This window comes from Fusobacterium ulcerans (assembly GCF_003019675.1).
Taxonomy (GTDB): Bacteria; Fusobacteriota; Fusobacteriia; order Fusobacteriales; family Fusobacteriaceae; genus Fusobacterium_A; species Fusobacterium_A ulcerans.
The window spans coordinates 2,495,935-2,521,174 of record NZ_CP028105.1 but is presented as its reverse complement, the minus strand read 5'-3'; the positions used below and the strand labels follow the sequence as shown (position 1 = coordinate 2,521,174).

At 31.4% G+C, this 25,240-nt stretch carries 20 protein-coding genes and 2 tRNA genes; 13 read left to right on the top strand and 9 right to left on the bottom strand.

Features of this window, described 5'->3' with window-relative positions:
* Nucleotides 1-115: 115 nt before the first annotated feature.
* The 9 genes from pyrB to C4N20_RS11635 all read left to right on the top strand — a co-directional run bounded on the left by pyrB (nucleotide 116) and on the right by C4N20_RS11635 (nucleotide 11,241).
* Nucleotides 116-1,180, top strand: a complete 1,065-nt coding sequence (pyrB, locus tag C4N20_RS11675; protein WP_005976538.1) for an aspartate carbamoyltransferase — start codon at nucleotides 116-118, stop codon at nucleotides 1,178-1,180.
* Nucleotides 1,181-1,209: 29 nt separating this feature from the next.
* Nucleotides 1,210-2,013 (top strand): dihydroorotate dehydrogenase electron transfer subunit, encoded by an 804-nt coding sequence (locus C4N20_RS11670; protein ID WP_005976536.1) that lies wholly within the window; start codon nucleotides 1,210-1,212, stop codon nucleotides 2,011-2,013.
* A gap of 21 nt (nucleotides 2,014-2,034) precedes the next feature.
* Nucleotides 2,035-2,952, top strand: coding sequence for a dihydroorotate dehydrogenase (locus C4N20_RS11665; RefSeq protein ID WP_005976534.1), 918 nt, complete (start codon nucleotides 2,035-2,037; stop codon nucleotides 2,950-2,952).
* A gap of 24 nt (nucleotides 2,953-2,976) precedes the next feature.
* Nucleotides 2,977-3,702 carry an orotidine-5'-phosphate decarboxylase gene (gene pyrF, locus C4N20_RS11660; RefSeq protein ID WP_005976532.1) on the top strand — a complete coding sequence of 242 codons (726 nt, stop codon included), beginning with the start codon at nucleotides 2,977-2,979 and terminating at the stop codon, nucleotides 3,700-3,702.
* Entirely contained in the window at nucleotides 3,696-4,913 is a 1,218-nt protein-coding gene (locus C4N20_RS11655; RefSeq protein WP_005976530.1) for a dihydroorotase, read from the top strand. Before pyrF ends, C4N20_RS11655 begins: the two co-directional genes overlap by 7 nt.
* Nucleotides 4,906-5,529 (top strand): orotate phosphoribosyltransferase, encoded by a 624-nt coding sequence (gene pyrE, locus C4N20_RS11650; protein ID WP_005976529.1) that lies wholly within the window; start codon nucleotides 4,906-4,908, stop codon nucleotides 5,527-5,529. Before C4N20_RS11655 ends, pyrE begins: the two co-directional genes overlap by 8 nt.
* 259 nt (nucleotides 5,530-5,788) lie before the next feature.
* The gene (locus C4N20_RS11645) at nucleotides 5,789-8,383 is read left to right on the top strand and encodes a cation-translocating P-type ATPase (protein WP_005976527.1); all 2,595 of its coding nucleotides are present in this window, start codon (nucleotides 5,789-5,791) and stop codon (nucleotides 8,381-8,383) included.
* Nucleotides 8,384-8,688: 305 nt separating this feature from the next.
* Entirely contained in the window at nucleotides 8,689-9,858 is a 1,170-nt protein-coding gene (locus C4N20_RS11640) for a dicarboxylate/amino acid:cation symporter (RefSeq protein ID WP_005976525.1), read from the top strand.
* Between the two features lie 189 nt (nucleotides 9,859-10,047).
* Nucleotides 10,048-11,241 (top strand): pyridoxal phosphate-dependent aminotransferase, encoded by a 1,194-nt coding sequence (locus tag C4N20_RS11635; protein ID WP_005976523.1) that lies wholly within the window; start codon nucleotides 10,048-10,050, stop codon nucleotides 11,239-11,241.
* Nucleotides 11,242-11,365: 124 nt separating this feature from the next.
* On the opposite strand, the gene msrAB is transcribed toward C4N20_RS11635, so the two are convergent.
* From msrAB to C4N20_RS11595, 8 genes are all read right to left on the bottom strand, one after another.
* Complete coding sequence (msrAB, locus tag C4N20_RS11630) at nucleotides 11,366-12,775, bottom strand: bifunctional peptide-methionine (S)-S-oxide reductase MsrA/peptide-methionine (R)-S-oxide reductase MsrB (RefSeq protein WP_005976521.1); 1,410 nt, start codon at nucleotides 12,773-12,775, stop codon at nucleotides 11,366-11,368.
* Between the two features lie 312 nt (nucleotides 12,776-13,087).
* Nucleotides 13,088-14,128: a sulfite reductase subunit C gene (gene asrC, locus C4N20_RS11625; RefSeq protein WP_005976519.1), complete on the bottom strand. Its 1,041-nt coding sequence runs from the start codon at nucleotides 14,126-14,128 to the stop codon at nucleotides 13,088-13,090.
* Nucleotides 14,129-14,146: 18 nt separating this feature from the next.
* Nucleotides 14,147-14,956 carry an anaerobic sulfite reductase subunit AsrB gene (gene asrB / locus C4N20_RS11620; RefSeq protein ID WP_005976517.1) on the bottom strand — a complete coding sequence of 270 codons (810 nt, stop codon included), beginning with the start codon at nucleotides 14,954-14,956 and terminating at the stop codon, nucleotides 14,147-14,149.
* Nucleotide 14,957: 1 nt separating this feature from the next.
* Nucleotides 14,958-15,995 (bottom strand): anaerobic sulfite reductase subunit AsrA, encoded by a 1,038-nt coding sequence (asrA, locus tag C4N20_RS11615; RefSeq protein ID WP_005976514.1) that lies wholly within the window; start codon nucleotides 15,993-15,995, stop codon nucleotides 14,958-14,960.
* A gap of 285 nt (nucleotides 15,996-16,280) precedes the next feature.
* Nucleotides 16,281-17,099, bottom strand: a complete 819-nt coding sequence (locus tag C4N20_RS11610; RefSeq protein ID WP_005976512.1) for a peptidylprolyl isomerase — start codon at nucleotides 17,097-17,099, stop codon at nucleotides 16,281-16,283.
* An 88-nt stretch (nucleotides 17,100-17,187) separates the two neighbouring features.
* Entirely contained in the window at nucleotides 17,188-17,961 is a 774-nt protein-coding gene (locus C4N20_RS11605; RefSeq protein ID WP_005976510.1) for an ABC transporter permease, read from the bottom strand.
* Entirely contained in the window at nucleotides 17,954-18,817 is an 864-nt protein-coding gene (locus tag C4N20_RS11600) for an ABC transporter permease (protein WP_172453950.1), read from the bottom strand. Before C4N20_RS11600 ends, C4N20_RS11605 begins: the two co-directional genes overlap by 8 nt.
* Entirely contained in the window at nucleotides 18,801-19,934 is a 1,134-nt protein-coding gene (locus C4N20_RS11595; RefSeq protein WP_005976505.1) for an ABC transporter ATP-binding protein, read from the bottom strand. Before C4N20_RS11595 ends, C4N20_RS11600 begins: the two co-directional genes overlap by 17 nt.
* A gap of 324 nt (nucleotides 19,935-20,258) precedes the next feature.
* Between C4N20_RS11595 and C4N20_RS11590 the strand changes: the two genes are divergently transcribed.
* Entirely contained in the window at nucleotides 20,259-21,890 is a 1,632-nt protein-coding gene (locus C4N20_RS11590; RefSeq protein ID WP_005976503.1) for a Na/Pi cotransporter family protein, read from the top strand.
* A 126-nt stretch (nucleotides 21,891-22,016) separates the two neighbouring features.
* Here the strand turns inward: C4N20_RS11590 and C4N20_RS11585 are convergent, their stop codons facing one another.
* Nucleotides 22,017-23,360 (bottom strand): CoA-disulfide reductase, encoded by a 1,344-nt coding sequence (locus tag C4N20_RS11585; protein ID WP_005976502.1) that lies wholly within the window; start codon nucleotides 23,358-23,360, stop codon nucleotides 22,017-22,019.
* Between the two features lie 132 nt (nucleotides 23,361-23,492).
* Between C4N20_RS11585 and C4N20_RS11580 the strand changes: the two genes are divergently transcribed.
* The 3 genes from C4N20_RS11580 to C4N20_RS11570 all read left to right on the top strand — a co-directional run bounded on the left by C4N20_RS11580 (nucleotide 23,493) and on the right by C4N20_RS11570 (nucleotide 24,962).
* A complete protein-coding gene (locus tag C4N20_RS11580; RefSeq protein ID WP_315968826.1) occupies nucleotides 23,493-24,665 on the top strand; it encodes an aminotransferase class V-fold PLP-dependent enzyme in 1,173 nt (390 codons plus the stop codon).
* A 142-nt stretch (nucleotides 24,666-24,807) separates the two neighbouring features.
* Nucleotides 24,808-24,883, top strand: a tRNA-Ala gene (locus tag C4N20_RS11575).
* Nucleotides 24,884-24,885: 2 nt separating this feature from the next.
* Nucleotides 24,886-24,962: transfer RNA gene (locus C4N20_RS11570), tRNA-Met, on the top strand.
* The last annotated feature ends 278 nt before the right edge of the window (nucleotides 24,963-25,240 follow it).

The window sequence follows — 25,240 nt, the reverse complement described above, 5'->3', positions numbered from 1 at the left end:
TTATTTTTCTATTTTTAAATATTTTAAAAAACATTTTTATTATAGGGAATGGAAGTCACATCATTTTGTGATTTTCATTCCCTTTTTTATATTATTGTATTCATGGGAGGGTAATATGAAAGATTTTATATCAATAAAAGATTTGACAAAAGAGGAAGTCTTAGAAGTTTTGAATTTAGCTCTTGAATTATCTGAAAAACCAGAGCCTAAATTAATAGATGAGAAAATAGTGGGAAGCCTTTTCTTTGAACCATCTACTAGAACAAGATTATCTTTCACTTCTGCTGCATATAGAATTGGAGGAAAAGTTCTAGGTTTTGATTCTCCAGATGCTACTTCTGTTAAAAAAGGAGAATCTCTAAGAGATACAGTAAAAATGGTAGAAGCTTATTCTGATATCATTGTTATGAGACATAATATAGAAGGTGGACCTAAATTCGCCTCTGAAGTTTCAAAAAATCCTGTAATCAATGCTGGAGATGGTTCTAATGAACATCCAAGCCAGACACTTTTAGACCTTTTCACAATAAAAAAAGAACTGGAAAAAATAGAAGGTGTCAAAATAGCTTTTGTTGGGGATCTTAAATATGGAAGAACAGTTCATTCTCTTACTAAAGCACTTGAAATGTTTGATGCTGAGTTCTACTTTGTAGCTCCAGATTCTATCCAGATACCTGAATATATCACAAAAGAGCTTGATGAAAAAGGAATGAAATATTGTATCTGCTCTGAATATGAGCCTATTCTTTCTGAAATAGATGTTCTTTACATGACAAGAATCCAAAAAGAAAGATTTGAGGATATTGAGGAATTTAACAAAGTCAGCGGAGTATATAAAATATCAAAAGAAACAATAGTTGGAAAATGTCAGGATCATATGATTGTTATGCATCCGCTTCCTAGGGTTGATGAAATAAGCGTAGATTTAGATGATACAAAACATGCTCTATATTTTAAACAGGCTGCCAATGGAGTACCTGTGAGAGAAGCTATGTTTGCTCTTGCACTGGGAGTAAAAAAATCCACTGCCCCTGTTAAAGAAGAAAAAAATGTAGTAGCAAATGATAAAATTGTATGTTCTAATCATAAATGTGTAACTCATTTTGAAGAAACACCAAATAAAGTAGTAGTAAAGGATTATGGGAAATTCTGCTACTATTGCGGTAAGGAAATAAAATAATTTAATATATATGATTTGTAGGAGGAAAAATGTTTTTAGAAGATTGTCTAATTTTAGAAAATAAACACATTGCAGGACAAAATTATCTTATGAGATTAAAAGCTGAAAAAAGCATTCCAGTATCAAAAGCTGGGCAGTTCTTTATGATTCAATGCAAGAACAAGCTTCACATCTTAAGAAGACCAATCAGTCTTCACTATGTAGATAAAAATAAAATGGAGCTTGAATTTTACTATGAGGTAAAAGGTGGAGGAACAAAAGAATTTGCTGAGATGAAAGCTGGAGAAAGTATAAACATCCAAGGACCTCTTGGACATGGATTTTCTACTGATATGACAGGTAAAAAACTTCTAGTAGTTGGTGGTGGAATGGGAATGGCTCCTATGAAGCTTCTTGTAGAAGTATTAAAGAAAAACAATGAGGTTACTTTCATAGCTGGAGGAAGAAATGCTGATGCTGTTGAAATCCTTTCTAACTTTAACTTTGATGGTGCTGATCTTCATATAACTACTGATGATGGTTCTGCTGGAACTAAGGGAACTGTTATAGTTAAAATGGAAGAGCTTATGAACAGTAAAAAATTTGATATGGTTTTCACTTGCGGACCTCATAAAATGATGGAAGCAGTAGCAAAAACTTCATCAAAATACAATACAGAATGTGAAATATCACTGGAAGAAAGAATGGCTTGTGGAGTAAAAGCCTGTGTAGGATGCTCTATCAAAACTAAAGAAGGAATGAAAAAAGTATGTCATGATGGTCCTGTTTTTAAATCTGAGACTATTGTTGACCTTGAACCTGCTGAAAGAACAGAAACTTGTTGTGGTAATTAATATTTAATCTGGAGGAAAAAAATGAATAGACTGGAAACTAAATTCTTAGGTGTCGATTTTAAGAATCCTATTGTCACATCATCTGGATGTTTTGGATTCGGACTTGAATATAGAGATTATTTTGATCCAAATGTACTTGGAGGAATAGTTGTAAAAGGGCTTACTATGGAGCCTAGAGATGGAAACTATGGAACAAGAATAGCTGAAACTCCTGGTGGAATGCTGAATTGTGTAGGACTTGAAAATCCCGGAATTGACTATTTTGAAACTCATATCTTAAAAGATATGAAAGAAGCTGGCATCACTACTAATATAATAGCAAATATCAATGGAAAAACTGTTGAGGAATATATAGAAATAGCTAAAAGAGTAGAGCAGATAAAAGAAGTAGATATAATAGAATTAAATATATCTTGTCCAAATGTAAAAGATGGAGGAATGGCTTTTGGAGCTAATCCAGAAGTTGCAGGAAGAGTTACAAGAGAAGTAAGAAAAGTAACTACTAAACCTCTTGTAGTAAAATTATCTCCTAATGTTACTGATATTGCATATATAGCTAAAGTTGTAGAAGAGAATGGAGCAGATGCTGTATCTCTTATCAATACTCTTTTAGGAATGGTAATTGATCTTAAAACTAAAAAACCTCTTTTAGGAAATACATTTGGAGGATTCTCAGGACCTGCTGTTAAACCAGTAGCTTTAAGAATGGTGTACCAAGTATATAAAGCTGTAAATATTCCAATAGTTGGTATGGGTGGAATCTCTAGTACAGAGGATGCTCTTGAATTTATAATGGCTGGAGCTTCTATGGTATCTCTTGGAACTGGTATATTCTTTAATCCTGTTCTTCCTGTGGAAGTAGCTGAAGGATTACAAAAATACTGTGAAGAAAATAATATTGAAAATATAAATGAACTTGTTGGTATAGCACACAGATAATTAAAATAAATGTTGGAGGAAGATATGAACGCAAAAGACAGAATGATAATAGCACTTGACTTTCCTACTATGGAAGCTGCTAAAAATTTAGTTGAAAAAATTGGTGACGGAGCTACTTTCTATAAAGTTGGACTTGAACTTTTCTTAAACTCAAAAGGTGAAATGATAAACTACCTTGCTTCTAAAGGTAAAAAAATATTCCTTGATCTTAAATTCCATGACATTCCAAATACAACAGCAATGGCATCAGTTTTTGCTGCTAAGCAAAATGTATTTATGTTCAATGTACATGCAAGTGGTGGAAGAAAAATGATGTCAAAAGTAGTTGAAGAAGTAAAAGCTGTAAATCCTGAAAATATAGTTATTGGAGTTACTGTTCTTACAAGTCTTTCTGCTGAAGATGTAGAGGAAACTTTCCAATCTAAATTATCTCTTGCAGAGTTAGCATTAAACTGGGCTAAATTAGGAAAAACTGCTGGACTTGATGGGGTAGTATGTTCTCCTTGGGAAGCTAAACTTATAAAAGAAGCTTGCGGAAAAGATTTCAAAACTGTATGTCCAGGTGTTAGACCTAGATGGTCAGCAACAAACGATCAGAAAAGAATTATGACTCCAAAAGATGCAATAATAAACGGATGTGACTTCTTAGTTATCGGAAGACCTATAACTAAAAACGAAGACCCAGCAAATGCTGCTAAATTAGTAGCTGCTGAAATTGAAGAGGGAATGAAAGAGGCTGGACTATGCTAGTCAAAAATTGTAAGATCATTGATAAAGATGGAAAAGATATCATCACTGATATATTGATTGAAAATGGAGTTATCACTAAAATAGAAAAGAATATCTTTGCTCCTGCTGAAGAAATAATAGATGCAGAAGAGAAATATGTACTTCCTGGTATAGTAGATGTTCACACTCACATGAGAGATCCTGGTCTTACTCAAAAAGAAGATTTCACTACTGGAAGCATGGCTTGTGCCAGAGGTGGTGTTACTACATTTATAGATATGCCTAATACTATTCCAGTAACTGTTACAAAAGAGGCTCTTGCTGATAAAAAAGCTCTTATGAATGGAAGAGCATATGTTGATTATGGATTCCATTTTGGAGGAAGTAAAAAAGATAACAGCAGTGAAATCAAAGATATAATAAATGAAACAGCATCTACTAAAATATTTCTTAATATGTCTACTGGAGATATGCTTATAGATGATGAAAAAACTGTTGAAAATATATTCAGAGAATCAAAAATAATATCTGTACATGCAGAAGAGGAAATGGTAGCAAAGGCTATTGAATTTTGCGAGAAATATGATAAGGAACTTTATCTTTGCCACTTATCTAAAGCAAGTGAAATAGAACTTTTAAAAGCTGCTAAAGCAAGAGGAGCAAAGGTATTTGGTGAAGTTACTCCTCACCATCTTTTCCTGAATACAGATGATGTAAGTAAGACTGAAAGAAGCCAGCTTCTTCTTAGAATGAAGCCTGAACTGAAAGAAAAATCTGACAATGATGCTCTTTGGGCTGCACTGGCTGATGGTACTCTTGATACTATCGGTACAGATCATGCTCCTCATCTTATTGAAGAGAAACTTGCAAAACTTACTTTTGGAGTTCCAAGTGTAGAAAATTCTCTTGAAATGATGTTAAATGGAGTAAAAGATGGAAAGATAACTTTAAAAAGACTTATAGAGGTAATGTGTAATAAACCAGCTGATATCTTTAAAATAAAAAATAAAGGTAATATAGCTGCTGGATATGATGGAGATCTTGTTATTATAGATATTACTGATAATTCTCCTGTAAAGGATGATAAAGTAATAACAAAAGCTGGATGGACTCCATATGAAAATTGCAATAAAGGCGGAAAAGTTTTAACAACTATACTGAGAGGTCAGGTAGTTTATTCAAATGGTAAATTTAACGGATTATACGGGAGGGAAGTAAAATATTATGAGTAGAGCAAAAGAAGTAGCTAAATCATTATTACAAACAGGAGCGGTAAAATTAAATGTAAAAGAACCATTTACATTTGTATCTGGTATCAAAAGTCCAATCTATTGCGACAACAGAAAAATGATAGGATATCCTGTTGAAAGAAAAGTTGTTGTAGATGAATTTGTAAAAAAATTATCTGAAAAAGATTTCGATGTAGTAGCTGGTACTGCTACTGCTGGTATCCCTTGGGCTGCATTTATAGCTTGGGAAATGAATAAACCTATGAGTTATATCAGAGGAGAAAAGAAAGCACATGGTGCTGGAAGACAAATTGAAGGTGCTGACTTTACTGGTAAAAAAGTAATAGTTATTGAAGACCTTATCTCTACAGGAGGAAGTTCTATCAAAGCTGTAGAAGCTGCAAGAAATGAAGGAGCTGCTTCTGTTGAAGTTGTTTCTATATTCTCTTATGAATTTGATAAAGCATTTAAAAACTTTGCTGATAATAATATTCCATGGGAATCATTATCAAACTTCTCAGCTCTTCTTGAATTAGCTAGAGAAGAAAAATACCTTACTGAAGAAGAAGCAGAAATAGCTTCGTCTTGGAACAAGAACACTGATACTTGGGGAAGATAATTTTCTTTCTCTATTGACAAAACTATTTTTTTAGTATATGATCTACATATAAGTATTAAAAGGGAGTAGTTGAAAATTATAGTATCAACATCACGAAGCCTATGAGGCTCTCTGGTACTATATACCTTGAAGGTAACAAGACTTTTAATACAGAGATTATTGATTATCAATTCTCTGTATTGAAAGTCTTTTTTTTATGTAAAAGCAGGAATTGATAGTAATTTTAGGAATATTATTATATAGTCTTATGGAGGGTGTCATGAAAAATTATTTTTCAAAGTCGAAAGACGAAATTTTAAAAGAGTTCGATTCTAATGAAAAAGGACTTTCAACAGGTCAGGTAGAAACTTCTATCGAGAAATATGGATATAACCAGCTTAATGAAGAAAAGAAACTAAGTACCTTTGCTGTATTTATTTCTCAGTTTAAAGATTTCTTAGTTATCATTCTTATTATTGCTTCTATTATTTCACTTATTTCTGGTAATGAAGAAAGTACTATTGTTATTCTTGTTGTTATTATTATCAATGCTATACTTGGAACTGTACAGCATCTGAAAGCTGAGGAATCTATCAGCAGTCTGAAAAGTTTGTCAGCTCCAAAATCAAAAGTTTTGAGAGATGGAGAAAAGGTAGAAATTTTATCTAAATATCTTGTTCCCGGAGATATTGTCTTCATTGAAGCAGGAGACTTAGTTCCAGCAGATGGTAGAATTATTGAAAGCTTCTCACTTCTGGTAAATGAAAGTTCTCTTACTGGAGAATCTGAAAGTGTAGAAAAAACAAGTGATGTAATGGCTGATGGAGAACTTGCTCTTGGAGATCAAAAAAATATGGTGTTCTCTGGAAGTTTGGTAAGTTATGGTAGAGGTGTTGTCATAGTTACTTCTACTGGTATGAAAACTGAACTTGGTAAAATAGCTTCTCTATTAGAGGCTACAAAAGAAAAATCTACACCGCTTCAAGTATCTCTTGATAATTTTGGTAAAAAACTTTCAATAGGAATAATCATTCTTTGTATAATTGTATTTGCAATAAATGTATTCCATGGTGTAAAAATGCTTGATTCTCTGATGTTTGCTGTGGCTCTTGCTGTGGCTGCTATACCAGAAGCTTTAAGTTCTATTGTTACTATAGTTCTGGCTCTTGGTACACAAAAACTTTCTAAAGAGAATGCTATTATAAAGAATCTAAAATCTGTTGAATCTCTTGGTTGTGTTTCTGTAATATGTTCTGATAAAACTGGAACTCTTACACAAAACAAAATGACTGTAAAACAGGTATATATAAATAACAAAGTTTATAATGAAAAAGGACTGGATACAAAAGATACTGGTGAATCTCTTATCCTTAAAGAAAGCATCCTATGTAATGATGCTACAAGTGAAATAGGAGATCCTACAGAAATTGCTCTGATAAATCTTTCTGAAATAAATTACAATATGAGCAGTAAAGAATTAAAAGAAAAATATCCTCGTATTTCAGAAATTCCATTTGATTCAGACAGAAAACTTATGAGTACAGTTCATGAGATTGACAATGAGATATTAATGCTTACTAAAGGAGCTTTAGATTCAGTTCTTCCTAGAACTACTCATATTCTTGTTAATAATGAAGTGAGAGAAATTACTAAAACTGATATTGAAAATATAGAAAATATCAATACTATGTTTGCTGAAACTGGTTTAAGAGTATTAACATTTGCTTATAAAGTACTTGATGAAAAGAAAGAAATAACTAGAGAAGATGAAGATAAATTTATATTCATTGGACTTGTTGGTATGATCGATCCACCTAGAGAAGAGTCTAAAGCAGCAGTTGAGAAATGTATAACAGCTGGAATCAAACCTGTAATGATAACAGGAGATCACAAAATTACTGCTACAACTATTGCTAAAGAAATTGGTATTTATCAAGATGGAGACAATGTTCTGGAAGGTATTGAAGTTGAAAAAATGAGTGATGAGGAACTTATCAATAAAGTTGCTTCAACTTCTGTCTATGCAAGAGTTTCCCCTGAACATAAAATAAGAATAGTAACAGCATGGCAGACACTTGGTAAAATATGTGCTATGACTGGAGATGGAGTAAATGATGCTCCTGCATTAAAAAGAGCTGATATCGGTATTGCTATGGGTATCACAGGAACTGAAGTTTCAAAAGATGCAGCTTCTATGATTCTTACTGATGACAACTTCTCTACAATAGTAAAAGCTATTACTACTGGTAGAAATATTTATTCTAATATTAAAAATTCAATAAGATTCCTTCTGTCAGGTAACACTGCTGGTATTCTTGCTGTATTGTATTCATCTCTTGCAGGTCTTCCTGTAATTTTTGCTCCAGTACATCTGTTGTTTATCAACCTGCTTACTGACAGCCTGCCAGCTATTGCTATTGGAATGGAGCCTTCTCACGGAGATGTTCTTACAGAAAAACCTCGTGATCCAAAGGAGCCTATCCTTACAAAAGAACTTGCTGGAAAAATACTTATTGAAGGATTATTAATTGCTGTATTTGTAATGCTGGCTTTCTATATGGGATATCAAGGTGGAAATACTCTGAAAGGAAGTACAATGGCTTTCAGTGTTCTGTGCCTAGCTAGATTATTCCATGGATTTAACTGTAGAGGAGGAAGCTCTATAATTGGATTAGGATTATTTTCTAATATGTTTTCTATAGCAGCTTTTGTTATAGGATTTATACTATTGAATGGAATTCTTATTTTCCCAGTTTTCCACTCAATATTCCAAGTTGCACCATTAAGTACTAATGATTTATTATACATATATCTATTAGCATTTATTCCAACTTTAATTATTCAAATATCTAAGTTTATTAAATATAAGAAATAATATTAATTGTAATCTTTTATCAAAAGAGAGTTCATTAAGTTTTGAACTCTCTTTTTTTATTTAAAGGTATATACAGTATATATTAATTTCCCCCTCCCTCTAATTAAAAACATCATTTAATAATAAATCTTATAAATACAGCGTACATTTTTTATAAATACTTTCATTTAAAGTATGTTTTTAATAAATTTTATTTGATTTTTAATATAAAATATGATATCTTAATTATGACAAACAAAAACAACACAATATATTCTTTTTATTGATGTTTTTGTTATAAAATCATATTTACAAAGGAGAATATCATGGGAAAAATCAAAGATAGTCTGATTTTAAAACTGATCCTTGGAGTAGGGATCGGATTAGTAGTTGGATTATACTGCAACGAAACTGTCATTGGTGTGATTCAATCTATCAAATTTATTCTTGGACAGTTAATATCATTTACTGTTCCACTAATCATTTTAGGATTTATAGCTCCAGCTATAACTAAAATGAAATCTAATGCCAGCAAAATGCTTGGACTTATGCTTATGCTTGCATACTTTTCATCTGTAGGAGCTGCATTGTTCTCAATGGTAGCAGGATTTATCCTTATACCTAAAATGCACATAGTTCCAAATGTAGAAGGTTTAAAACATCTTCCTGAACTTATTTTCAAAGTGGAGATTCCACCTCCATTCACAGTTATGACTGCTTTAGTTCTAGCTCTTTTCTTAGGTCTTGCTGTTGTTTGGACACAATCTGAAAACTTTGAAAGACTTTTAGACGAGTTTAATAATATTATGCTTAAAATAGTTTATATGATTATTATACCTATACTTCCATTCTTTATTGCTTCTACTTTTGCTACACTTGCATATGAAGGTGGAATTACTAAACAGCTTCCAGTTTTCTTAAAAGTAGTTATAATAGTTCTTATCGGACATTTTATCTGGCTTACAGTTCTTTACTCTATTGGAGGAGCTGTTTCTGGAAAAAATCCATTCAATCTTTTAAAATTCTATGGACCAGCTTATTTAACAGCAGTAGGAACTATGTCTTCAGCTGCTACACTTCCAGTAGCATTGAGCTGTGCTAAAAAATCTGGTGCTTTAGATGAAGATATAGCTGACTTTGCTATTCCTTTGGGAGCTACTGTTCATCTATGCGGTTCTGTTCTTACAGAAGTATTCTTTGTTATGACAGTTTCTCAAGTACTGTATGGACATCTTCCAGCATTTGGAACAATGGTTCTGTTCATAGTTCTTTTAGGAATCTTTGCTGTAGGAGCGCCTGGAGTTCCTGGTGGAACTGTTATGGCTTCTCTTGGTATCATCATCTCTGTATTAGGATTTGATGAAAATGGAGTTGCTTTAATGCTTACTATATTTGCTCTTCAAGATAGTTTCGGTACTGCTTGTAATGTTGTTGGAGATGGAGCACTTGCTCTTATCCTAAATGGAGTATTTAAAAAAGAAAAGCAAAAAGCTTAGTTAAATATATATGGTATATGCCTATTGACCAGAGAATTTTCTGGTCAATTTTTTTATTTAATTGGCATTATTACAAGGGTTTTGAAAAATTTTTCTTCTATTTATTAATTTTAATAGTATTTTTTTCATAAATATGATAAAATAAAAAAGTTAACTAAAATAAAAAATATATATGATGGAGGGGATAATATGAATATATCAACAAGAGCTTTAGACATGAATTTTTCACCAATAAGAAAGTTGATTCCCCTTGCGGATGAAGCGTCTAAAAAAGGAATTAAAGTATATAAGCTTAACATTGGGCAGCCTAATATAGTTACTCCTGATTCTTTCTTTGAAGGGCTTCATAGCTACAAGGAAAAAATCGTTACTTATTCTGATTCCAGGGGAATCCCTCAGCTTATCGAAAGTTTTGTAAAAAGTTACAAAGCTAGTGGTATCAATCTTGAGAAAGAAGACATTCTTATCACTCAAGGTGGAAGTGAAGCTATCCTTTTTACACTTATGTCAATTTGTAATGAAGGAGATGAAGTTTTAGTTCCTGAACCTTTTTATTCAAATTACTCAAGTTTCTCTATTTTTTCAGGAGCAAAGGTAAAACCTATTTCTACTACAATAGAAAACAACTTTCATTTGCCTCCAAGAGAAGAAATCGAAGCATTGATTACTCCTACTACAAGAGCTATAATGTTTTCTAATCCTGTAAATCCTACTGGAACTATATATACTGAAGAAGAAATAAAAATGATTGGAGAAATAGCTAAGAAATATGATTTATATATCATAGCTGATGAAGTTTACAGGCAATTTGTATATGATGATACTCCATATACTTCTATTATGCAGCTTGAAGATCTTAAAGACAGAGTGGTATTAGTAGACAGTATCTCTAAGCACTACAGTGCTTGTGGAGCTAGAATAGGACTTATTGCAAGTAAAAATCACGATCTTATGAATTATATCCTGAAGTTCTGTCAGGCAAGACTTTGTGTTTCTACTATAGAGCAGCATGCAGCTGCTAATCTGATAAATACTATGGATAATTATTTAGAAGATGTTAAATTAAAGTATAAGAGCAGAAGAGACCTTATCTATGGTTATCTTTCTAGAATACCTGGTGTTGTCTGTTCTAAACCTGAGGGAGCTTTCTATATCTTTGCAAAACTTCCAGTAGACAATGCTGAAAAATTTGCTAAATGGCTTCTTACAGATTATTCTTATGAAAACAAAACTCTTCTTATAGCTCCCGGACCTGGATTCTATAAGACAGAAGGTAAAGGAGAGCAGGAAGTAAGACTATCTTTCTGTACTAATGTTGATGATATTGAAAATGCTATGATAGTTTTAAAAAGAGCTCTTGAAGAGTATAATAAAGATAAATAATATATTAAAGGTGACAAAAAGTCAAAATTGTATTTTGCTTGATAGTCACCTTTTTTTATTACTGAAAAATTTTAAGTCAGCTAAATATTTTATTTTTAATTAAAAGTTCACTGTTTATATTCATTTATTCTACCAGTGGAATTAAATACCCATATCCTTCTACCTCCATGTCTGATAGAGGTATAAATTTTATAGATGCACTATTTATACAAAATCTTAATCCCCCTTTATCCTTAGGTCCATCTTCGAAAACATGTCCTAGATGAGCTTCTCCTGCTCTGCTTTTTACCTCTGTTCTAATCATATTAAAGCTTTTATCTTCATGATATGTTACAACCTCTGGAGTTATCGGCTTAGTAAAACTTGGCCAGCCACACATTGAATTATATTTATCCTTTGAAGAAAATAGAGGTTCCCCTGTTGTAATATCAACATATATCCCATCTTCAAAAAAATTCCAATATTCATTTGAAAATGACATTTCTGTGTTGGCATTTTGAGTGATATTATATTGTTCTGTTGTTAATTTTTCTCTTAATTCCTGTTCTGTTAATTTAGAATATCTATTTTTATCAACTATTATTTCATCAGCTTTTGAAAGGTCAATATGACAATAACCATTTGGATTTTTCTTTAAGTAATCTTGATGATAATCTTCTGCTGTAAAAAAGTTTTTTAAGCTTTCAGATTCCACGACAATTTTATTTGTATATGCTTTTTGTAATTCTTTCAGCTCCTGATCTATTATTTTTTTATCTTCTTCATTTAGAAAGTATACTCCAGTTCGATATTGACTTCCTCTATCATTTCCTTGCTGATTTAAAGTAGTTGGATCAATAATCTTAAAGTAATATTTTAACAAAGTTGAAAGATTTATTTTATCTGCATCATAAGTTACTCGAACTGTTTCTGCATGTCCTGTATTTCTGTAGACTACATCTTCATATTTTGGATTTTCAGTTTTTCCATTAGCATACCCAGATACAGCATTTACTACACCATATATTCTTTTCATATAGGCTTCTACACCCCAGAAACATCCTCCTGCTAAATATATCTCTTTGATGTTTTGGGAATTTTTTATCATTTTTTTATTTATTTCTATTGTGTTTTTCGTAGTTATTTCACTTTTAATATCTAAAGCTTTTTCTATATCTGCCTTTGAAAGCTGTCCAGGATAATATTTTTCTATTTCCCCTTTTTCATTTACAAATATTGATGTGGGATAAGCTTTTATATCTACTATTTTTAACAGCTCCCCTTGTTCATCAATAAGTACTTTGATATTCTCATACCCTAAAGAGTTATACCATTCTTTAAACTCTTTTGTTTCCTTTTCTCCATTTTTTCCTGGGAAAACTATAGCTGCTATTTCAAATTCTGTTGTATTTTTACTCATTCCATTTAATTCTTCTAAACCTGATAAACAAATAGGGCACCAAGAAGCCCATGCTTTTAAATAAGTTTTCTTCCCACTTTGATCAAATGAATATTCTTTTCCGTTTATATCTTTAATACTACTTAATTTTTTCATATTTTTTCCTCCTTGATTAAGTTTATAAAATATCGCTTATTTAAAAACCTATTTTTTCTAATATGGATATTTTTAATAATTTCACATGTTATTCAGTTTATAATTTTATTTTATATAAATAATAAAATAATCTATTCTCAATTTATACTTTCATAACAAGTTTTAGATTATTTTTAACTCTAATATTATTCTATTACTATTAATATCTTCTAATTCCTTTAAACAGTATATTGAATTTTTCTATTTTTCCTCTTTAAAAACAAAAAAGCTTTAGACCTTTTAACTGGTTCTAAAGCTTTTTCTTATTTATAATTATTTTGTATAATCTTCTCCCGGACTTGGAATATCTCCTACAGCTCTTAAATTTATATTGGATCTGTATTCAGTTTCAGCCCATAAAATTCTTTGTGCCACTAATGCTTCTGGATTCAATTCTACATCTTTTAAAATTAAATCTTTGAACTTTGCATATCCAGCTCTGTCAATAAGATGTCCTCCATGAATATATACAGGTTCATGGTGAAGAACATTAGCAGAGAAGTTTTGCCAGTTTTGAATTACTTTAATTACTACATCTTCTGTAACCCAGTTCAAAAACATTTTTCCCATTCTTGGATATTGTTTTCCTGTTCTACCTCCAACTATTACTCTGTAGAATTTCTTAGTAGGTCTTACCCATGCTGATGCTGGACAGGCTTCCACACATTCTCCGCATCCTACACAACAGCAGGCGTCTTTTTCTACTTTATTATTTACTAATTTAAGTACTCTTGTAGCAGCATGTTCACACATTTTTACACATCTTCCACATCCAATACATCTATCTTTCAGATAAATTGGTTTTGTAACTCCAAGTATACCAAAATCATTAAAATGTCCCTTAGCACAGTCATTAGGACATCCTGCTATTGCTATTTTTATATGGTAATGGCTTGGGAATATCTCTTTTTCTATTTTTTTAGCTAACTCAAAAGTATTTATATTTGCTTTTATACAGTGAGAGTTACCTATACAAGCCATTATATTTCTTGCTCCTATTGTTGGATATCCAGCTTCATTAGCTTCCATACAAACATTACACATATCTACTTCTATGTCTTTAATATATTCTTCCAGATACTTGTTTACTTCAGGAATATTTTCATATTTTATTCCGGGAGCATTTAATGTCTGTCTCATTCCTAAGTGGAAAGTTCCATTTCCCCAAGTCTCTGCAATATATTGAATTGTACTCAAATATTTTGCTTTAACAAGTCCTCCAGGTACACGCATTTGAAGCATAAATTCTCCAGGTACTTTAGATTGGCGGAAACAGTTTAGTTTCAATTTATTTATATTCATATCATGTTTCATGATTATTCCTCCTCAAAATTAATCGACTAAATCTTTAGCTTTTGAATAGTTAAATACAGGTCCTTCTAGGCACACATAAGTTTCATCTATTCTACAGTGTCCACATTTCCCAATTGCACAAGACATTTTTCTTTCAAAAGAAAGCCAAATATTTTCATCAGGAATTCCTATTTTTTTAAATTCAAGAGCTGTATATTTCATCATTACAGGAGGTCCAACAATTATTATTTCCAAATCATTGAAATCTTTACGTAAAAGTTGTAGTTGTGGAACATATTCAGTTACAAGTCCAACGCATTCTCCATCTATACCGCATCCCTTATCAACTGTCAAAGTTAATTGGAATTTTTCTCTCCAGTTTAATAGATCCTCTTTGAACAATACAGATTCCATATCTTTAAATCCAAACAGCAGTTCCAATGATTTTACTGTTTCAGGATGTTTATATATATAGTCTATAAAGCTTCTGACAGGAGCAAGACCAGAACCGCCAGTTACAACAATTACATTTTTTCCCTTATAGTTTTCTAAATTAAATCCTTTTCCATAAGGTCCTCTCATAGGCATAATAGTTCCGGGTTTTAATTTAAAAAGTTCATCAGTTACAATTCCCACTTTTCTTATAAGAAATTCTATCCAGTTCTCTTCAACAGAAAAATTTGTTATAGAAATTGGACATTCTCCTACTTTAGGAAGAGATATCTGCATAAACTGCCCAAATTGTATTTTAGATACTTCTTTATACTCAACACGAAATAACCATTCTAAGTCAGTCATTTTTGTTATATTTAAAATTTTATGTGGTTCAGGTAATAAAATATTTTCCATTTTATTTTACCTCCTTATTAAGTTTGTCAACCTCTTGGGCTAATCTATTAACAGCATGGATAAAAGATATACCTACTGGACATCTTTCATCGCATCTACCACATCCTACACACATCTGATACTCTTTAAAGAGAGCTTTATGATCATGTATTTTATGTAAAACTTTGAATCTCATTTTATCTCCTGGAGTATTTCTGAAAGAGTGTCCTCCAGCTATAGAAGTAAATCCGTCTATATGGCATGAAGCGTGCATTCTTCTTCTTTCTCCAGCATCTGTATCTGAAGAATAATTTATATCATATGTAGTAAAGCAAGTACAAGTTGAACAAGCTACTGTACAGCTTCCACATTCCAGACATCTCTTGTCGTATTCTTTCCACATATCTAAAGTTTTTATCTTGTTTTCTATTTCTTTAGAGTTAATTTCTGGAATTTTTACTTCTCTTTGATTTTGAGATACTGGAGTTACAGTAAAATCATTCTTTTCATTTTCACTAAAATATTCATTAAATTCATTTTCTTTATTTTCCAGCATTACTCCTTCTTCAAGGAATTTTACTCCAAATACATATTCTTCTGCTTTATTTGTTCCCATAGAAACGCAGAAGCATGTATCCCATCCATTAGATGGACATTCCATAAGAATAAATTTAGTTTTCTCTCTTACTCTTTTATAATAAGGATCCTCATAGCTGCCATTTTTTAAATAGATGTCATCAAATCTTTTTATTGCATTAATATCACAAGCTCTTGCAAATATAAGGATATCTCTCTCATCTTTTAATTGACTTTCTGTATATTTTCCCTCAGTAAAATACATAATAGTCTGATTAAGAGGTGTTAAAACTTCTTTTGCAGAATAAGTCGACTTAACATCATGAACAATTTCTTTTATTGAAGTTATTTCATCATATCTTATTACATCTGTGTCAGAATATCTTCCTTGACCTTCAAATCTTTTAGGAGCATATACTCTATATTTCTCCCCCATTTTATTGATAATCTGGTCAAATTTTTCATTAGATACAAAATAGCCCATTTCTCCACTTCCTTTTTAAAAATAAATTTAATTTCTACTATAGTTACATTCCTATCTAATTTATAACACATAATTTGTTTTTTATCAAATTTCAAAATTTCATCTATTTATATCTTTATTTCTTATTTATACTACTTTTTGTGTAACTATAATACTTTGTTATATATCTATAAAAAAAACAAATTGTTTTGATATAGTTTATTTTTTTAAATTTATTTTTTCAAAAAATAAAAAAGGTGCTTTCTATATTTCTATAGAAGTCACCTTTTAATTCAATATTTTTTATTAAAATTCTGTTGATTCTTCATCAGAAGAAACTACTCCTTTTATTTTCTTTTCAGTAGCTCTTATTAATCTTGGGATAAAGTATTCTTTTTCATTATCTGCCTCATCACTTTTTCTAGTATAGATATTATGTAATTCTTCTTGATATTCAGCAGCTTCTCCACCATAAGAAGAAATATCTTTTATAGGATATTTTTTCAAATTTGGATATTCTTTATCTAATATTGCATTCCATTGCTCTACTTGGTCTTTATGTAATGAAAGGATAAGATCAACATCTCCAGTAAATTTTATCTCTTTAATAACATCTCCAACTTCAAGTTTTCTTATTTTTTCAAAATCAGAATCACTTATATATTCACCAAATATAGTGTGTTTTCCATTTAACCATTCAGCAGGATATAAAGTCATGAAATATTGTGATCCTCCTGTGTTAGGTCCTGCATTAGCCATAGCAAGCATACCTTGTTGGAAGAAATCAAGCCAGTTAACTATTTCATCAGGGATAAAGTATCCTGGTCCACCAGTTCCAGTTTCAGTAGGATCTCCTCCTTGAACAACAAAGTTTTCTACAGCACGATGTATTTTAGTATTATCATAATATCCTCTTTTAGCCAGATTAACAAAGTTAGCTACAGTAAGAGGTGCCGCCTCTGGATAAAGATAAAAACTTATTTCCCCTTGTGTTGTTACAAACGTAGCTCTTATATCATTATATTTTGCAACATTTTGACTATTAAGCATTTTTTTCAAGCTTGAACATGAAACTGCACTCACTAAAACTAGTACCATTAATAAAAACTTAAATATATTTTTCATATTAATCTATAATCCTCCTGTATTTTGAATGTAATCACTATTCTATGATATAATTATACTATACTTTTATATACTATTACAAGCCTAATTATTTAACAAAATATTTTTGTAAACTTTTTGTTGATAAAGTTAATATTATAGAAATCCCTATCAGTAGTACAGAAAGTGCGTTTATAACAGGAGAAACTCCCAATCTGATCATAGAATAAATACGTAGTGGAAGGGTAGAAGATCCTGGTCCTGCCACGAAAAAAGTAGTTACAAAATCATCAAAAGACAGAGTAACAGATATTAAAAATCCAGATACTATTCCAGGAAGAATAGCTGGAATTATTACTTTTCTTAAAGTTTGAAGCTCTGTAGCCCCAAGATCATAAGCTGCTTCAACTATAGAATAATCAAATTCTTCTAATCTTGATAAAATTATAAAAAGCACAAAAGGTATATTAAATGTAGTATGTGCTATAAATATAGTTGTTAATCCAAGTTCAAATTTTATTGTAGCAAACAAGATTAAAAGTGATACTCCCAGTATTATCTCTGGTATTACCAATGGAATATAAGTTAAAAGCTGCAACGCTTTCTTTCCCTTAAAATCATACCATTGAAGCCCAATAGCTCCCAATGTTCCTATCACTGTAGAAATTACTCCTGATAATACAGCTATAAATACACTGTATCTAAAAGCTTTCCAGATATTATCTGAATACATGAAAAGTTCTTCATACCACTTTAAAGAAAATCCTTTCCAAACCATAGATTTTCCTTCATTGAAAGAGTAAACAATCAATATAAGCAAAGGAATATAGAAAAACAGCATTGAAAGCAGAAAGAAAAATAGTGAAGTTCTTCTTTTATTCATTTTCATCAACTCCTTCATCAAGTTTCATCTTTCTATTGCTCAGCTTCATAAAGATAAGAATTACAATAGATGTTACCAATATCAATGCCCCTGATATAGTTGATGCTAAAGGCCAGTTTCTAGTAACTGTCAGATGTTGTGCTATTATATTTCCTAGCATAGTAGCTTGTGTTCCTCCAACTAATTTTGGAACAGCATAAGAACCTAATGTAGGAATAAATGTAAACAGGACTGCTGTTACTATTCCGGGTTTTATGTTAGGCATAAATATTTTGAAAAATGCCTGTCCATTTGTAGCTCCTAAATCCCTTGCAGCTTCCATTAAAGAAAAATCAAATTTTTCTATCACTGCATAAAGAGGAAGTATTGCAAAAGGCAGACTGGTATATACTGATATTACTATAACTGCTCCTGTATTATAAAGAAACTGCAATGGTTCATTTATTATTCCCAGTTTCATAAGAATTGAATTAAGGAATCCATTATTTCCAAGAAGTGCTATCCATGCATATATTCTTATTAGAAAATTTGTCCAGAATGGTACAATTACCAGAAACAGCAGTTCTTTTTTATACTTAGATCTAGCTATATAATAAGATGTAGGTATAGACAGGAGAACTGTGAAAATAGTCACCATTACAGATATATATATTGTTTTCAGAAGTATAGTCAAAAATACTTTGTCTGTAAATATATAAAAACTAGCTGTAGAAAATTCTAATTCTACTCCTCCATAAGTTCCTTTTTTCAAGAAAGCATAGGCTAATACAATAACCATTGGTATCATAAAGAAAATTATAAGCCATATAGTTATTGGCAGAGTGTACAAAGTTCCCAGTTTATTTTTCTTCACCAGCTCTCACCTCTACTAAAAATCCATCATCGGCATCCCAAGATATGTAGGCATCCTCATCCCACCAGATAGCCCCTTCATCATTATCATCAAAATAAACAGCATGTTGCTTGAAAACCTTGAATGGATTTTTCTTATCGTTATTCAGCCATACGAAATACTTACTCTGGAATCCAGAATAAATAACCTCATCTACATAAACTTTCAATATATTATAATTTTCATGTAATTTTTTAGGCATAGTTTTAGATAATTTTATTTTTTCAGGTCTTATTGATACCTGTACATAATCTCCAACTTTTGCAGGCTTGTCCATTTCAAAAATAAGTTCTCCCAGATCATCATTTACAAGAGTTGCATATGTATCATTTTGTATAGAGACTATTCTTCCATCAAAGAAATTATTTTCTCCTATGAAATCTGCTACAAAAGAATCTGCTGGAGCTTCATATACTTCTGCTGGAGTTCCTACCTGAAGAACTTTTCCCTCATTCATTACAGCTATTCTGTCAGAAATAGAAAGAGCCTCCTGCTGATCATGTGTAATAAAAATAAATGTTATCCCTACTTCATCGTGAATAGTATCTAATTCTATCAAAAGATTCTGTCTCAATTTAGCATCAAGAGCTGATAGCGGTTCATCCAAAAGAAGTACTCCCGGTTTGTTTATCAAAGCTCTTGCTATTGAAACCCTCTGCTGCTGTCCACCAGATAATTGATTTGGTTTTTTATATATATGTTCACTAAGCCCTACCATTTTGATAAATTTCTTTACCTCTTCATCTATGGTTGCTTCATCTACTTTTTTTATTCTCAAAGGAAACGCTACATTTTCATATACACTTAAATGTGGAAATAAAGCATATTTTTGAAATATAGTATTTACATTTCTTTTATTAGGAGGAAGTGATATAATATCCTCATCTCCCAGATAAATAGCTCCACTGTCAGGTTCTATAAATCCAGCAATCATTCTCAAAAGTGTAGTTTTCCCACATCCTGAAGGTCCTAAAATAGAGAAAAACTCTCCGTCTTCTATATTTAAATTGATGTTCTTTAATACTTGAACTCCATCATAACTTTTATTGATATTTTCAATTTTAATATCTTTTTTTCCCAATCTTTTTTTACCTCCAATTTTAATCTATTTTTTGTTTTGATTGTTACTCTCAATAATATTTTCAGCATTTATCTCCAGATATCATGCTAAGCAAAAATCACATCTTTAATTATACCATAACTGAGAATATTTTAAAATATTTTATCCGTAATTTCCAAAACTTTTTCAAAAAAATTACCAAAATTAAAAATAAATAAGAGTATAATTGAAGAATTTTAGAAAATATGTTATGATATCCTTGAAAATTTTTTACACAATTTTTACACATTTTTTACATTAGACTTTTGTTAAATAAAAAATTTTAAATAATTCAGGAGGAAATTAATGTATTTAGACGTCTTTTTTAAGGTGGTAGGAGGACTGGGACTTTTCCTTTATGGTATGGAAAATATGTCTTCTGGAATGCAGAAAATTGCTGGAGAAAAACTGAAAAAAACTCTGGCAGCTCTTACTACTAACAGGATAATGGCTATCATTATGGGGATATTCGTAACAGGAATGGCTCAATCTTCATCTGTAAGTACTGTTATGACAATAGGTTTTATAAACGCTTCCCTTCTTACTCTTCAGCAAGGACTTGGAGTTATTCTTGGAGCCAATGTTGGAACTACTATTACTGGTTGGCTGTTAGCCCTTAATATTGGTAAGTATGGACTTCCAATAGTCGGATTTGCTGCTATCACATTTATGTTTTTAAAAGGTGAAAAGAGCAGAACAAGAGCCCTTACAATAATGGGATTTGGATTTATCTTTTTAGGACTTGAATTGATGAGTACAGGATTAAGTCCACTGAGAACACTTCCTGAATTTATAGAATTATTTCACTCGTTCAAAGCACATACATTCTTAGGAGTTATAAAAGTTGCACTGGTTGGTGCTCTTCTTACTGCTGTTGTTCAATCTTCAGCTGCTACTCTGGGAATTACTATAACTTTGGCTGTACAAGGACTTATTGATTATCCTACTGCTGTTGCTCTTGTACTGGGAGAAAATGTTGGGACAACAGTTACTGCATTATTTGCTTCTATTGGAGCTAACTCTAATGCTAAAAGAGCTGCTTATGCTCATACTCTTATTAATATAGTTGGGGTTATGTGGGCGACAGTATTATTCAAGCCGTATTTAAAACTGCTGGAAAATTTTTCTGATCCTACTGTAAATATGTCTACAGCAATAGCTACTGCACATACTATTTTCAATATAGTCAATGTTATTTTATTTATTCCTTTTGTTGGATATCTTGCTAAGTTTCTATGTAAGATTGTTAAAGATGATGATAATGGAATTGTCAGAGTTACTCGTTTAAGTTCTCTAATGGTAACACTTCCCAGCGTTATTATCAGTCAGACAAAAACTGAAGTACTGGCAATGGCCTCTAATATAAAAGAAGTATTCTTCAAACTGGAAGAGCTTTATTATGATGATTCCAAGCTTGAAGCTTATTGTGAAGAAATAAACAATATTGAATACAAACTCGACCTTTATGAAAAAGAAGTATCTGATGCAAACTTCTCCATACTGAATAAGGGATTGCAGGCATCTTATGTAGAAGAAACAAGAGGAAATCTTATCACATGTGATGAATATGAAACTATCAGTGATTATCTTGCCAGAGTATCCAATGGATTGAGAAGATTAAAATCTGATGATATACATCTTACTGACATAAAAAAAGAAACTCTTCAAAAACTCAATAGTATGGTTTTTGATTTCTTCGATGATATAAATAAAGCTTATGATACAAACAACAAAGAATTATTTATTGTTTCTATTAAAAAGTACACTGCCATAAAAAATCTTTACAAAGAAGCGAGAAATGAGCATTTTGCCAATGAAGCTACAAATAATGATATCATGCCTTCTAAATTAAGTACTGGATATATGGATATTCTAAACTACTACAGAAGAGCAACAGATCATATCTATAATATAATCGAGCACTTTGCAAAAATTTAATTTAACTATTAACAGCTGTCTCATGGCAGCTGTTTTTTTATTCCAATAAAAAAAAGCGACCCTAAGCTGTATAATTTTTAGAATTTAAAAATTATATCTCTGCTTAAAGCCACTCATTTTTTATAATTATTTAGCTAAATTTCCTGCTACATTCAATGGATCCCAAGTTAATGAAAATGGCGGAGCATAACATAAATCAAGGTAAGCAAGCTCATCTGTTGTCATTCCTTTATCTATTGCTGCTGCCAGCACATCTACCCTCAGTACAGCTCCTTTTTTTCCAATAAGTTGTCCTCCCAGAATTTTCTTAGTATCTGCATCATATATAAGCTTTACATATAGATCTTCCTGTCCTGGATAGTATGAAGTCTGATTTTTATCCTCTACAAATACAGATTTATAATTTATTCCCATTTTTTCAGCTTCATCTGATGATATACCAGTTCTTCCAGCTTCCAAATTCAGAACTTTTATTGCAGCAGAACCTAATGTTCCTTTAAATTCTCTGTCTTTTCCAGCAAGATTTTCTCCCACTACTCTTCCTATTTTATTTGAAGTAGTTGCTAATGGAATATATACATTCTCTTTTTTTATCTTGTGATAAACAGTTGCACAGTCTCCAGCTGCATATATCCCTTTTATACTGCTTCTTCCTTTTCCATCTATAACTATTGCTCCATTTTTTAGAGTTTCAATTCCTGTTCCCTCTAAAAATTTTGTATTAGGTCTTACTCCAGTTGCTAAGATAACTATATCTGCTGAATATGAACCTTTATTAGTTTTTACTCCAGAAATTTTTCCATCTTTTCCTTCAAATTCAGAAACAGCTTCATTTAAATTTAAGCTTACTCCTTCATGTCCTCTTAATTCAGCTTCCATTATATCAGTTATTTCCTTATCAAAACTCCCCGGAATAACTCTATCTCCCAATTGAATTATTCTTACTTCTTTTTTTAAATTAACAGCTGCTTCTACTGCCTCCAACCCTATATAACCCGCTCCTATTATTACTACTCTCTTGTTTTCTGGTTTCATCATAGCTTTCTTCAAAACTATACCATCAGTAAATTCTTTTAATGTAAATACATTTTCCAAATCTATATTTTTAATTGGAGGTTTTACTGCTGATGCTCCAGTAGTAATTATCAGTTCATCATATTTATCTTTAAATACTTCTCCTGTTTCTAAATTTTTTACTGAAACTTCTTTCTTTTCAATGTCTGCTCCAATAACTTCATGCTTCATTTTGACAGTTATTCCCTCTTTTTGAAACTGCTCTAAAGGTTTAGCTATCATTCTTTGAGAATCATTATAAAAATTTCCTACATAATATGGAAGCCCGCAGCTTCCCCAAGAAATTATATCCGTCATCTCATATACTGTTATTTCAAGGTCTTTTTTCTCTCTTTTAGCTTTTGAAGCAGCACTCATTCCAGCAGCTACTCCCCCTACTATTATTATTTTTTTCATAATACATCCCCTCTCTTAATGTATGTTTTCTTTTATTATTATTCAATCTGAAACAGCTTTTTCCTTTTCATTATTATAATTTCCATTTTCTTTTTTATAGTGATATAATATTAAAAACCAATATAAATACTCATGGAGATGATTACTATAGATAAAAAAATTTATTATTTTGATAACTCTGCAACCTCTTTTCCAAAACCTGAATCTGTATATAAATGTGTTGAAAAAGCAGTCAGATTATATGGAGCAAATCCCGGAAGAGGAGGACATAGAATGGCAGTAGAAGCTTCCCAAGCCATTTATGAAACAAGAGAAAAAGTTGCTTCTCTTTTTAACATCAAGAATCCCCTTCAGATAGCTTTCACTTATAATTCAACATATGCTTTGAATTTTGCTGTAAAAGGTGCTGTTCCAAAAGATTCTCATATAATTACTACTTCTCTTGAACACAATTCTGTTTTAAGACCTGTTTTTTATGAAAAAGATGAGAATAATGCCCATGTTTCCATTATCGAGCCTTCTGAAGACGGCAATATCCATTCTGAAGATATTATAGCTGCTATGAAGCCAGAGACAAAAGCAGTTGTCCTCACACATATGTCTAATGTTACTGGAGCAATAATTGATCTGCTGCCTATTACTACAGAAGCCAGAAAAAGAAATATCCTCACAATAGTAGATGTATCACAAAGTGCTGGTTTCTTAGATATAGATGTTGAAGAGATGAAAATAGATATACTTTGCTTCACTGGACATAAATCTTTATTTGGAATACAGGGAACTGGAGGAATATACATCAGAGAGGGAATTCCCTTTTCTCCTATAATTGAAGGTGGTACTGGAAGTTTCTCAAAAATGAAAAGACAGCCTCATTCTATGCCGGAAGCTTTAGAAGCAGGAACTTTAAATACTCCTGGAATTGTAAGCCTTGGAGCTGGAATAGATTTTATAAATTCCATTGGTTTGGAAAATATAAGAAAGCATGAATACAGCCTTACTGAAAAATTTATAGAAGGCATCAAAAATATAGAAGAGATAATAATTTATGGTCCGGAAAAAAGAGGTCCAGTAGTTACACTAAATATAAAAGGAGTAGATTCCGGGGACCTTGCTGCCTATCTAGATGAAGAATACAGCATACTTACTAGAGCTGGGATTCACTGCGCCCCTTTAGCTCATGAGTCTATGCACTCTGGTGAAAATGGGGGAGTCAGGTTCTCTTTTGGGTATTTTAACACAGAGGAAGATATTACCTACGCTATTAATACTCTTAAAAATATCGTTTCAGATTTTAAGAATATTTAATTTTTTAAAAAAAGTATTGCATAAAAAGAAAATATATGGTATTATAATTCTTGTGTCAAGCAGGAATGATTTAGGTGAAGAATGTCATTCTTTTAATCTAAATATAGTAAGTTTGATCTTTCCTTCCAGCTTTTGAACATTCGGGGATATAGCTCAGTTGGGAGAGCGACGCACTTGCACTGCGTAGGTCAGCGGTTCGATCCCGCTTATCTCCACCAATGCCTAGATAGCTCAGTTGGCTAGAGCATACGGTTCATACCCGTACGGTCGATGGTTCGAATCCATTTCTAGGCACCATTTGTATTCAACACTTCTTATTTTAAGAAGTGTTTTTTTTATACTTTTTTATTCCTCTTTCCTTTAGTACGCTGTCATATTTTTATAAATTTATCTTAAAAAAAGCCTATACTTCCTTATAACCTTCCCCTTCTCAATAATTTATTGTATATATTAATTTGCACTATTATCAATATATAAAATAAATTTTTATTCCACAAAAATATTTTTTTGAATAAAACAACAAAATATTCAAACAAAAAACATAATCTTTATTCTATCAAAGTGAAAAAACCAAA